The organism is Collinsella sp. AM43-1, assembly GCF_003467925.1.
Classification (GTDB): domain Bacteria; phylum Actinomycetota; class Coriobacteriia; order Coriobacteriales; family Coriobacteriaceae; genus Collinsella.
This window is the reverse complement of record NZ_QSFR01000008.1, coordinates 1,804-13,456: the sequence shown is the minus strand read 5'-3', so window position 1 is coordinate 13,456 and position 11,653 is coordinate 1,804. Positions and strand designations below refer to the sequence as shown.

Here is an 11,653-nt window from a genome sequence, read left to right as displayed (position 1 = left end):
GATCGAAGGAGACACATTATGAAGGTTTCTGAAGTTTCCGAGACTCAGGCCGATAACCTGGTCCACATGCTCGACGCTTACGCCGAGAAGGGTGGCCACCACCTGAACATCAACGTCTTCAACCGTGAGACGCTGCTCGACGCTCAGGCTCACCCCGAGAAGTACCCGCAGCTGACCATTCGCGTTTCCGGCTACGCCGTGAACTTCCACACGCTCACCAAGGAGCAGCAGGACGAGGTCATTTCGCGTACCTTCCACAACAAGTTCTAAAGGGGTTTAACTCCCGCAGGATCGCCGGGGCTGTTTGGGCTACCTCCCAAAACGTCCTCGGACATGCAAGAAGCCCTCGCTGCGCACTTCGTGCGGCGAGGGCTTCTTGCGTCCTGCGGAATATTTTGGGAGGTAGCCCAAACAGCCCCGGCGGGGTCCTGTGTAGTTACCCTTTAGGCGGAACTCTCCTAATGGGTTGAGCGTTCTGGATTCTTGCTTGCTACCGTTTATCGCGTATAGCTACCGTTTGCGGAATAAGTAACACTCCTTAATAAACCGTGTAGAATCTCAGATAAGCACGGAGTTTTCCAGGGAGACGCTGTCCTTTGTTGTGTGCAAGGGGCGGCGTCTCTTTGGCGCTTGGAGGCCGTTCTGCAGCAGGACGGCGGACGTGCGTCACATATTCAAAAGCCAACGTCGAGATGGGTTGTGATGATAATGGGCAAGTACGTAATCGTGGTTGAGTCTGGTTCGGATGTGACGCCGGAGCTCTGCGAGCGCTATGGCATCGTGCGCGTGCCCATGCATGTCACGATTGGTGACGAGACCGTCGAAGACGGATCGATCGACCCGCTTGAGATTTACTCGCGCTGCAACGAGTTTGGTGTGATGCCCAAGACCAGCGGTTGCTCGCCGGCGGATTTTGCGCATGTGTACGACCGCATCCACGCCGAGCGGCCCGATGCGACCATTTTGCATCTTGCGTATTCCGAGGTTACGACCTGCTCGCATCAGTCGTCGAAGATTGCGGCAAAGGGCCGCGATTACGTCTTCTCCATGGATACGCGCTTTGTGTCGGTGGGCCAGTCGCTTGTCGCCGTTGAGACCGCCAAGTATATCGAAGCCCATCCGGATGCCACCGTCGACGAGATTTTCGCCTTTACCAATTCGGTGATGGACCGCGTGCTGCTGGGCTTTGTTCCTACGGACCTTGCCTTCCTTAAGGCGGGTGGTCGCTTGTCCAACGTCGCGTTTCTTGGCGCCCATCTGCTCAAGATTAAGCCCTGCATTGAGGTAACGGGTGGCAAATTCGTGGCGACCAAGAAGCTCCGCGGCTCTATGCTCAAATGTGCCCGTGCCTTTATTGACCACATGGTTGCGAAGGGCGATATTGATTACTCGCACATTGGTTTGGCGTATTCAGTGGGCCTTTCCGAGGAGCTGCGCGACGATATGGAAGTCTATGCGCACGACCTGGGCTTTAAGGACGTTACCTGGACTCAGGTCGGCGGCGTCATCTCGAGCCACTGCGGCCCGACCGCCTTTGGCGCGGTGCTTACGCTTAAGGCGTAAAGGCCGCAGGCGAGCGTTCTCCAGCCTGACATCTCGACGTAGCCCCCAGCCTTGGTGATGGGGGATAGATTAAAACGTGCCGTTCTAGTCCGAGGCGTTTAAACGCAAACGCATGGGCTAGAATGACTCTGGCATTTTAATTGGTTACATCCAAGGAGAGGCAAGGTAGCGCGAATGGCAGAAATGACGCTTGAGGGTGTGGACGCTCGTCCCGAGGACTCTGCGTTTGCCCTTGGCCGCGTGCATTCGATCGAGACGATGGGAACGGTCGACGGACCCGGCATCCGCTTTGTGGTGTTTGTTCAGGGCTGTCCCATGCGCTGCGCGTATTGCCACAATCCCGATACCTGGTCGGTCAACGGCGGCACCATGGTGACCGTCGAGCACCTGATGGATGAGTTCCAGAGTAACCACGAGTTCTATCGCAGCGGTGGCATTACGGTGTCCGGTGGCGAGCCGCTCCTGCAGCCCGAGTTTTTGGCCGACCTGTTCCGTGCAATGCACAACAACCCCGATGGCCGTGTACATACCTGCCTAGATAGCTGTGGCTATGCATTTGACCCCAAGCATCCGGAGAAGTTCGATGCTGTTCTCAACGAGACCGATATGGTGCTGCTCGACATCAAGCATGCCGATCCGGTTGAGCATAAAAAGCTGACCGGCTGCGATCCTGCGCGCATCCTGGCGTTTGGCGATGAGCTTGCCCGTCGCAAGATTAAGGTTGTTATTCGCCACGTGGTGGTGCCGGGCATTACCGACACGGTGGAGGAGTGCGAGAAGCTCGGTCGCCTGATCGCTCCATGGCACAACGTGGTGGGCTTGGAAATGCTGCCGTATCACACGATGGGTGTCGTCAAGTATGAGCAGCTGGGGATTCCCTATAAGCTTGAGGGCGTGCCCCAGATGGATACCGCGCGCATGCCCGAGCTGCGCAACGCAGTCATGACGGGCATGAAAAAGCGCCGTGCGGAACTCAAAAACGCCATCGGCTAGCAGGGCACTCATTGGGGACAGACTTAAATGAGTGCCCCCCGGGCACCTAGTTGATTGCTAAGGAGCCCCGTCAAGTTGCGGTGGAATAGTTCTTGTTTTTCGGCTTATGCCGCCCAAACAGGAACTATTTCACCGCAACTGCGTTTTGGGCAAAGATGCGCAACGGAATCGGTGTTTTTGCATAGAAACGCCTGCTTATTGTTTAGAGACACCTTAAACGCGACTGAATATCTTTGGAAAGAAATGCCTGCTATCGACATCGATGGCCGTACCTATGTCATGAGCGCCATGACATCGATGCCGTGGAGCGACCACTCGAGCGAGGTTACGGCCGCGATTGCAAAGGCGCTGTTTGATACGCGAGCTGCACTGGCTTAGCGTGTTCGTTTGGCGAGGTCAAACAAAATGCTGGTACCATACCGTGGTTGAGAATTTCGTATAGGTTTGGGGAATGGTATGGCTACCATCGCGATTATCGGTGCGCTCGAAAAAGAGATCATGCAGATTAAGGAAGAGCTGAGCGACGTTTGCGAGGCGCGGGAAGCAGGCTTGACCGTTGTGAGCGGTGAGCTCGACGGTCTGACAGTTGTCGCCACAACGGCGGGCATGGGCACGGTGAACGCCGCCGCTGCAACACAGCACCTCATTAGCAAGTATGCTCCGCAGGCTGTTGTGTTTTCGGGTATCGCGGGCGGTTTGAACCCCAAGCTCCATATCGACGACGTGGTCATTGGCAAACGCCTGCGCTATCTGGATACCGATACCGCGCTTATCGCCGAGTCCGCACCGGGGCTCGAGGAGTTTGGCTCGACGCCTGCGCTGGTCGATATTGCTGCCGATGTGCTTGCTGAGCGTGGGTTCGTTGACGCTTCAACAAATGCAGTCGCTTCGAACGAGGGCACTAAGCAGTTCCTGGTCGGCACGATTGCCACGGGTAACCGCTTTGTGACGGGCGCCGCCATGCGCAGCGACGCTATCGAGGCGACGCATGCCGATTGTGTCGGCATGGAGGGCGCGGCAATTGCCCATGTCGCAACCAAAAATGGTGTCGATTGCCTGGTGTTGCGTGCTATCAGCGATAATTGTGACGAGGCGTACGATGCAATTTGCGAGCGCGAGTTCGATCTGTTCGAGTACGCGCGTGTCGCAAGTGACATCACGCTCGATATCGTCCGCCGCATTGCCGCTGCGCAATAGCGCGTCTATTTGTAAGAACCTACGACCAAGGAGTGTCCATGGCCGATTCCATTAACTACCAGCTTGCCAAGTTCGTCGCCAGCTACGGCAAAGTTTCGCAGATCCCCGAGTCCACCTGTCCCGAGGTGAGCTTCGTCGGCCGCTCAAATGTGGGCAAGTCGTCGATTATGAACAAGCTCTTTGGCCGCAAGAACCTGGTCAAGGTTTCGAGTACGCCAGGCAAGACGAGCAACATCAACTTCTTCGAGGCCGACGATGTACACTTTGTGGACCTGCCGGGCTACGGTTTCGCTCGCCGTTCTAAGGCCGAGCGCGATCGCTGGGCCGAGCTCATCGGTGACTTCTTCGACTCCGAGCGCAGCTTTAACTTGGTCGTCTCGCTGGTGGACATTCGTCACGACCCCAGCAAGCTCGACCACGACATGATCGACTACCTGCAGGGCAACGAGTTCAACTTTATCGTCTGCCTCACCAAGGCCGACAAGCTCAGCCGCACCCAGCAGGCCCGTCAGGCAGCGGCCATCAAGAAGCAGCTCAACGTCCCGGCCGAGAACGTGATCATCACAAGCTCCCAAACCGGCACCGGCATCGACGAACTAAAAAAGCGCATCGCCGAGGCCTGCCTCTAATCGGGCTGCAGCCCCTCAAAAGCTCTCATCTATATCACCCCAGTGATAGTTATTGGTAAACTATCACTGGGGTGATATTTTTTAGGAGGTCGATATGGAGCTTTGGCACGGGTCGGAGGTTGTTGTCGAGCATCCATCGTTGGATAAATGCAGGCAATTCAATGACTATGGGCGCGGGTTTTATTGCACACCGCATGAGGAAATGGCAATGGAGTGGGCATGTCGGACCGAGTCTGATGGCATTGCCAATCGATATGAGCTTGATTTAGATGGCCTTGCGATTTTGGATTTGGAATCAGGTGAGTTCTCGATTCTCAATTGGCTTGCAATTCTGGCGAATAACAGAGAGTTCAATGTTTCAACGCCAGTAGCACGCGAGGGGCTTCGTTATCTGCTGGATAACTGCCTGATTGATATTTCTCCCTATGACGTTATTCGAGGCTATCGCGCTGACGATTCCTACTTTTCGTTTGCAAGACAGTTTGTCAACGGCATGATCTCGCTCAGGCAATTGCAGCGCATTATGTTTTTGGGGGATTTGGGCATTCAATATGCGCTCATGAGTGAGCGTGCGTTCTCGGCGATTAAGTTCCGCGATTGGAAGCAGGCCTCGGGAGCTGAGTTTTATCCCAAACGATTTGAGCGAGAACAGAACGCTCGACGAAAGTACCTGGATACGGTAAACGGATTTGACTCTGATGGTGCCGACATTAGGGATTTGATGGCAGGGAGGGTTGATTTAAATGATCCAAGAGTTAACGGATTGTGGGCCGAGTAGGACATACCCCGTCTACTACCTTGAGGATGCAATGAACAACCTCGGCGACTGCTTTGACTATGCCGTTAACGATTATGGGGCAGAAGGATCGGAAGTTGCTGAACTCTTTTGCCTGAGCGGCGTAGCCCGCGAGTTCGAACGCGGCAACGCATGGGTAGTGTCGGGAAAATCGGGCGTTGAGCTGTTCGCGCTCATTGCCGAAAGGTCCGGCTATCAATCAAGGCCGATGCCAAATCGAACCTACCGATTCGAAAAGACACCGGAATATTGGACAGGCTGGATATTGGCATACCTTCAGTGGCGCCTAGGAGAGTCTTTCGAAGATTTGCTGCATGTCGTTCCATTCGATGCGCTACGCAGTCTGTACTACCCCTGGCACGAAGCCTCGGAGGAACGCGTGGCTCGCCTCGTCTGCGATATGGCGAAAAAAGCGTCCAGGCAAACCAAACTTGCGTTAGCAAGAAAGAGGCTCAAGAAAACCCAACAAGATCTGGCATACGAATCGGGCGTATCACTCCGCTCAATTCAAATGTACGAACAACGCCAAAGAAACATCAACGAAGCTTCGGTAACAAGCGTAAGGGATATGGCGAAAGTTCTACACTGCAACATCGAAGACCTCCTAGAACCAGTCTTCGAATACAAAGAAACCAGCGCCGCCTAAACCAAGCACACAGCCGATGCTCGCCTCTAGGAAGTGCTCCAGCCTAGCAAGAGCCCCTACCAATAAAAAGCCAAACTATCAGCCCGGCGCCCTTTCAAAGCGTGGGTCCCTGTAGACATCCTCAGTAAGGTAGGCGCAGGGACGGTCGGGATGTTCCCTCAAAATCATTCCGCAGCGCGAAGGCCCCTTGTCCGTCGCTCCGCAGGAGCAGGACAAGGGGCCTTCATGCGCGAGGACGATTTTGAGGGAACATCCCGACCGTCCCGGACAGGTATATGAGGAGGATGTCTACAGGTACTCGATTTGAGCGCCCTCGGTGTCGCACGTGAGGATATGCGTGTCACACTTGGGGAACTGCTCGCGCAGCTTGACCTGCAGGAACTTTGCCACGATGGTGTCGTCGGTCACGGCCATGAGGGTCGAGCCCGAGCCGCTGATCCAGATGGTCTTAGCGCCGCCGTTAAGGCAGGTGTCGCGCACGGCATTGTAATCGGGAATCAGACGACGGCGATAGGGCTCCTGAATACGGTCGTCATTGGCGGCGGCAATCAGGTCCAGATCGCCGGTCTCGAGACCGCGCGTCATGCCGGCGATGCGGCCCATCTGCCATACGGCGGTGGAAAGCGGAATCTCCTGCGGCACGACCTTGCGCGCCTCACTCGTGTGTACCTCGTAGGGCGGAATCACGGTAATAAAACGCAGGCGATCGCTCACCTCGTAGCGCAGGCACTGGGGGAGCGAATCGGTCGGCGTAAAGGAGCAGACGGCACCGCCCAGGATAGCGGGGGCGACGTTATCGGGATGACCCTCGACCTCGGTGGCAATGCGGACGAGCTCGGCACGGTCGACGGTGTGGCCCGTCAGCGCGGCGGCCGCCATAATGCCGGCGACGACGCAGGTGGAGCTGGAACCCAGGCCGCGGGCGACGGGCACGTCGGTCTGAATGTCGATAGCGACGGGGAAGGCCGGCTCGCCCCAGGCGGCCAGAGCATCGACAAAGCTCACATAGACCAGGTTATTCTCGTTTTGGAACTCCTCGGGGCAGCCCGTGATGGTGAGCTTGTCGGCGCGCTCGAAGGTGAAGTGCGAGTAGAGGCTGACGGCCATGCCGAGGGTGTCGTAGCCGATGCCCAAGTTGGCGCTCGTTGCTGGGACGGTGATTTTGATCATGTGGGTCCTCCTGGCGTGCCTGGCTGTTTAGTTCGCTGCTCGGACAGTCCTGCGCAAGACGGAAAGCACATTAAGTGCTTTCCTTTGCGTGCGGAACTCGCGACGAACTAAACAGCCAGGCACGCTGTGCGCGTTCGTCATCATCCCGGGGGTTATCTGATGAAAGAAGGTGCGCCGGCTTTCGCCGGCGCTTAATAAGGGGTTTAGTTGGTAGCCATCTTTTTTGCTGCAGACTCTACGTAGTTGGCCATGTCGGCTACGTCGCAGACGTCTTCGAAGCGGACGGGCTTGGACTCGAGCTCGGCGAGTTGGATCGGGGCAACCGTGTTGGTTGCCTGCTCGAGCACGCGCATGGCCTCAAAGTCGTCTTCGGGAACGTCGAGCCCCAGGGCGTCGCAGCAGGCGCGCGGGAACTTGTAGGGGCTGGCGGTCGAAAGTAGCACGCGGGCCTTGGCGCCCTCGGCGGGAGCGACCTTTTCAAAGACGTGATAGCCGCAAGCGGTGTGCGGGTCGATTACGTAGCCGTTCGCATCCCAGCAGCTCTTGATGGCAGCGCGGACCTCGTCTTCGCTGGCCCAACCGCAGCCAAAGACGCTCTGGATCTTGGCCAGCAGCTCGGCGGGCACCTCGTAGCGGCCGGTCTGGGCAAGCTGCTCCATAAGGCCGGCAACGAGCTCACAGTCGCCATCGGACAGGAAGTACAGCATGCGCTCCAGGTTGGAGCTGATGAGGATGTCCATCGACGGCGAGATGGTCGTGAAGAACGGACGGTTGCGGTCGTAGACGCCGGTGGTCAGGAAGTCGGCGAGCACGTTGTTCTTGTCGCTGGCCACGACGAGTTTGGCGACGGGCAGACCCATGCGCTTGGCATAGTAGCCGGCCAGGATGTCGCCAAAGTTGCCGGTCGGTACGCAGAACTCCACGGCGTCGCCGGCCTCGATGGCGCCGGCGCGCAACAGCTGCGCATAGGCGGCAAAGTAGTAGACGACCTGCGGCACCAGACGGCCGACGTTGATGGAGTTGGCGCTCGAAAGCACTGTGCCGGCGGCCTCAAGACGCTCGGCAAGCTCCTTATCGGCAAAGATGCGCTTGACGGCACTCTGGGCGTCGTCAAAGTTGCCGCGAATGCCGCAGACGGCGACGTTATCGCCCTCCTGGGTGGACATCTGCAGATTCTGCACGCGGCTGACTTTGCCCTCGGGATAAAAGACGGTGATGCCCGTGCCCGGGGCGTCGGCAAAGCCGGCGAGTGCTGCCTTGCCCGTGTCGCCCGACGTGGCGGTGACGATCATGATGCGCTCGGCGCCGCCGTCCTTGGCGGAAGTGCGGGCCGTCAGACGGGGGAGCATCTGCAGGGCGACGTCCTTGAAGGCGCTTGTGGGGCCGCCAAAGAGCTCCATCACATAGGTCTGAGGGACGTCAGCGCCCGGTGCGGCGTCGAGTTTGACGAGCGGCGTGACCTCTTCGCTCGCGAACGTGCCGCGGTATGCCTCATTCACACAGGCCGATATTTCTTCGGTCGTGTAATCATTCAGTAACATTCCCAACACATCTTGAGCGATTTCAAAGTACGATTTATCTGCAAGCGAGCTGATATCGACCTGCTGGGTGCCGAGCTCGTCCGAGACAAACAAACCCCCGTCGGGAGCGATGCCGGTACGGATTGCCACCTTACTTGAGCACGATAAAGTGCGTCCTCGTGTACTATGATAAGTTCCCATATAACACTGCTCCTCGGATGCCTTGGTCCCAATCGGTGAAACCATGGTATCAGAGCGCGCAAAATAGGTTCGCAGAGGCTTTTTAGAAAGGTAACCTCCAGCCCATGATTAAGATTGCCAAGTTTGGCGGCTCGTCGGTCGCCGACGCCGAACACTTTAAGAAGATCAAGGCCATTGTCGATGCCGACCCGGCCCGCCGTTTTGTGGTGGTTTCTGCCTGCGGTCGCCGTTTTAAGGGCGACACCAAGGTGACCGATCTGCTCTACTTGGTCAACGCGCACGTCAAGTACCACGTGTCGTGCGAGGAGCTGCTCGAGGACATCGGCCAGCGCTATTTTGATATCGCTGACGAGCTGGGGCTCACCTATCCCATCCGCGAAGAGTTTGCGGCCTTTGCCGAGCGTGCTCGCTCCGGTGGCTACTCTACTGAGGAGCTCGTAAGCCGCGGCGAGTACTTTACCGCTCGCCTGATGGCCGAGTACCTGGGCCTGCCGTTCCTGGATGCCGCGACGGTCGTGGCGTTCCATCACGACGGTACGCTCAGCATGAATCGCACCTCCGAGCTGGTGCAGGAGTACGGTCAGCAGGGCGGCTTTGTTATGCCCGGTTTCTACGGCGCGACGCGTGAGGGCCAGATCAAGCTGCTCGATCGTGGCGGCGGCGATATCTCGGGCTCGATTCTGGCCAAGTGCCTGGGCGCCGACCTGTACGAGAACTGGACCGACGTCTCGGGCTTCTATTCTGCCGACCCGCGTATTGTTCCCGAGGCTCAGCCCATTGCGCGCGTTACTTACGAGGAGCTGCGCGAGCTTTCGTACATGGGCGCAAGCGTCCTGCACGAGGAGGCCGTGTTCCCCGTGCGCGAGGCGGGCATTCCGCTGGTCATCAAGAACACCAATGCGCCGCAGGACCCCGGCACCATCATTAGCGAGACGGCTGATGAAGGCGAGGCAGAGCCCATCATTACCGGCGTGACCGGCAAGCGCGGTTTTGTCGCCATCAACGTGGCCCGCGACCGCACCAAGCCCCGCGTTGGCTTTATGCGCCGTGCGCTTTCGGTCTTCGAGCGCTATGACGTTTCCGTCGAGCATATGCCCACCGGCGTCGACCGCTTTGGCGCCGTGGTGCAGGAGCAGGATGTGCACGATTCGCTGTACTCACTCGTGGGCGACATCCAGCAGGAGGTCGAGCCGCTCGAGATCGAGGTCGTTGAGGGTCTGGCGCTTATCGCGACCGTCGGTCGTAACCTGCGCGGCCGTGCAGGTATCTCGGGCCATCTGTTTGGCATGCTCGGCCAGGCTGGCGTGAGCGTGCGTATGATTTCGCAGAGCTGCGACGAGATCAACATCATTATCGGTGTCGAGGAGAAGGACTTTGACCTGGCGATTCGGACCATTTACCGTGCCTTCTCCGACGAAAATGGCATTGTGAAGGTCTCCGACCTGGAGGCTTCCGCGCCGGTTGATCCCGCTCTGGCCGCGCTCAAAAAGTAGCGACTGCTCGGTAGATTTTTGGGTCATGTCAAAAAATCTACGGCGGGGCGTTTCGTTTCGGTTTCGTTTCGACGGGGCGGGTTTCGTGCCTGCCCCGTTCTTGTATACACTGGCAACAATAATCGGCCTGCTTGGCGTGCGGGCGATAGCCACAACCTTTAAAGGGGGAAGCATGAAACAGTACACGGTTGCTATTTTGGGCGCGACGGGAGCCGTGGGCACCCAGATGCTCGAGTGCCTGAACGAGCAGGAGTTCCCGGTCGGCAAGCTCAAGCTGCTGGCGAGCGCACGCTCTGCGGGCAAGACCGTCGAGTTCCGCGGCGAGCAGGCTGTGATTGAGGAGGCTTGCCCCGAGGCTTTTGAGGGCTGCGACATCGTGCTCGGCGCTGCCGGCGACGATATCGCCAAGGAGCTGCTGCCCGAGGCCGTCAAGCGCGGCGCCGTCGTGGTCGACAACAGCCATGCCTTCCGTATGGATCCCGAGGTACCGCTGGTCGTGCCCGAGATTAATGCCGACGACATCAAGTGGCATCACGGTCTTATCGCCAATCCCAACTGCGCGACCATTATCGGCCTGGTTCCCACGTGGCCGCTGCATCAGCTCGCTGGCGTGAAGCGCATGATCGTCTCGACGTACCAGGCGGCTTCGGGCGCTGGTGCCCCCGGCATGGCCGAGCTTGAGGCCCAGCTGGCCGCCCTGGGCCGTGGCGAAGAGATTCCCGAGCCGCGCGCGTTTGCCGCCCAGCTGGCGAGCAACCTGATTCCGCAGATTGGCGGCGTCAAGGAAGAGGGCTTTACCTCCGAGGAGATGAAGCTGCAAAACGAGGGCCGCAAGATCATGCACCTGCCCGAGCTGCGCGTGAACTGCACCTGCGTGCGCGTGCCCGTGCTGCGCTCGCACTCCGAGAGCATTACGCTCGAGTTTGAGCGCGACATCACGGTGGAAGAGGCCCGTGCTGCGCTGGCTGCCGCTCCGGGCGTCAAGCTGGTTGACGACATGAGTGCCGAGGATGCGCACGATCGCTTCCCCATGCCGATGGACACCTCCGACCAGGACCTGATTTGGGTCGGTCGCGTACGCCGCGACATCTCGAACCCCGAGGCCGCACGTGGCATTACCTTCTGGTGCTGCGGCGACCAAATCCGTAAGGGCGCGGCAACCAACGCCGTCCAGATCGCTAAGCTGCTCTGCGAGTAGCGGTGGACCTGTCCGGCGGGGGCCGGGCTTGGTTTTCAGAGCGTCCTCGACCATGTGTGGCGCCTTGTCCTGCTCCTTCGGAGCTGCGGACAAGGCGCCACACTGGTCTGCGGAATGTTCTGAAAACCAAGCCCGGCCCCCGCCTGCGGTGACTCGGCTGCGAGCGGCCTGCGATGGGGCCGTTGCTGGTTGGGGCCGCTGGGCTGATGTGGGGGCACGTGGTTGTTGCGGGCCCTAGTCCCGGCGG

At 58.6% G+C, this 11,653-nt stretch carries 12 protein-coding genes; 10 read left to right on the top strand and 2 right to left on the bottom strand.

The genetic code is table 11. The annotated features are described in order from the left end of the window. Positions 1-18 precede the first annotated feature (18 nt). From grcA3 to DW925_RS04955, 8 genes are all read left to right on the top strand, one after another. The gene (gene grcA3, locus DW925_RS04985) at positions 19-270 is read left to right on the top strand and encodes an autonomous glycyl radical cofactor GrcA3 (RefSeq protein ID WP_055252439.1); all 252 of its coding nucleotides are present in this window, start codon (positions 19-21) and stop codon (positions 268-270) included. A 438-nt stretch (positions 271-708) separates the two neighbouring features. Further along, on the top strand, positions 709-1,563 hold the full coding sequence (locus tag DW925_RS04980) for a DegV family protein (RefSeq protein WP_117637022.1): 855 nt from the start codon (positions 709-711) through the stop codon (positions 1,561-1,563). Between the two features lie 174 nt (positions 1,564-1,737). Then, positions 1,738-2,556 (top strand): pyruvate formate-lyase-activating protein, encoded by an 819-nt coding sequence (gene pflA, locus DW925_RS04975; RefSeq protein WP_117790515.1) that lies wholly within the window; start codon positions 1,738-1,740, stop codon positions 2,554-2,556. Between the two features lie 243 nt (positions 2,557-2,799). Next, positions 2,800-2,934 (top strand): hypothetical protein, encoded by a 135-nt coding sequence (locus DW925_RS10320; RefSeq protein WP_255413541.1) that lies wholly within the window; start codon positions 2,800-2,802, stop codon positions 2,932-2,934. Positions 2,935-3,012: 78 nt separating this feature from the next. Beyond that, entirely contained in the window at positions 3,013-3,753 is a 741-nt protein-coding gene (mtnN, locus tag DW925_RS04970; RefSeq protein ID WP_117790514.1) for a 5'-methylthioadenosine/S-adenosylhomocysteine nucleosidase, read from the top strand. 38 nt (positions 3,754-3,791) lie between these two features. Next, on the top strand, positions 3,792-4,382 hold the full coding sequence (gene yihA / locus DW925_RS04965; RefSeq protein ID WP_006234871.1) for a ribosome biogenesis GTP-binding protein YihA/YsxC: 591 nt from the start codon (positions 3,792-3,794) through the stop codon (positions 4,380-4,382). Between the two features lie 94 nt (positions 4,383-4,476). After that, entirely contained in the window at positions 4,477-5,160 is a 684-nt protein-coding gene (locus tag DW925_RS04960) for a DUF3990 domain-containing protein (RefSeq protein WP_117790513.1), read from the top strand. A gap of 31 nt (positions 5,161-5,191) precedes the next feature. Further along, entirely contained in the window at positions 5,192-5,824 is a 633-nt protein-coding gene (locus DW925_RS04955; RefSeq protein ID WP_117790512.1) for a helix-turn-helix transcriptional regulator, read from the top strand. A gap of 288 nt (positions 5,825-6,112) precedes the next feature. Here DW925_RS04955 and thrB read toward each other — a convergent pair whose 3' ends face one another. Continuing rightward, on the bottom strand, positions 6,113-6,994 hold the full coding sequence (gene thrB, locus DW925_RS04950) for a homoserine kinase (RefSeq protein WP_006234874.1): 882 nt from the start codon (positions 6,992-6,994) through the stop codon (positions 6,113-6,115). A 203-nt stretch (positions 6,995-7,197) separates the two neighbouring features. Beyond that, positions 7,198-8,715 carry a threonine synthase gene (thrC, locus tag DW925_RS04945; protein ID WP_117790511.1) on the bottom strand — a complete coding sequence of 506 codons (1,518 nt, stop codon included), beginning with the start codon at positions 8,713-8,715 and terminating at the stop codon, positions 7,198-7,200. Between the two features lie 104 nt (positions 8,716-8,819). On the opposite strand from thrC, the gene DW925_RS04940 reads away from it, so the two are divergent. After that, a complete protein-coding gene (locus DW925_RS04940) occupies positions 8,820-10,208 on the top strand; it encodes an aspartate kinase (RefSeq protein ID WP_117790510.1) in 1,389 nt (462 codons plus the stop codon). Between the two features lie 172 nt (positions 10,209-10,380). Then, a complete protein-coding gene (locus tag DW925_RS04935) occupies positions 10,381-11,406 on the top strand; it encodes an aspartate-semialdehyde dehydrogenase (protein WP_117790509.1) in 1,026 nt (341 codons plus the stop codon). The last annotated feature ends 247 nt before the right edge of the window (positions 11,407-11,653 follow it).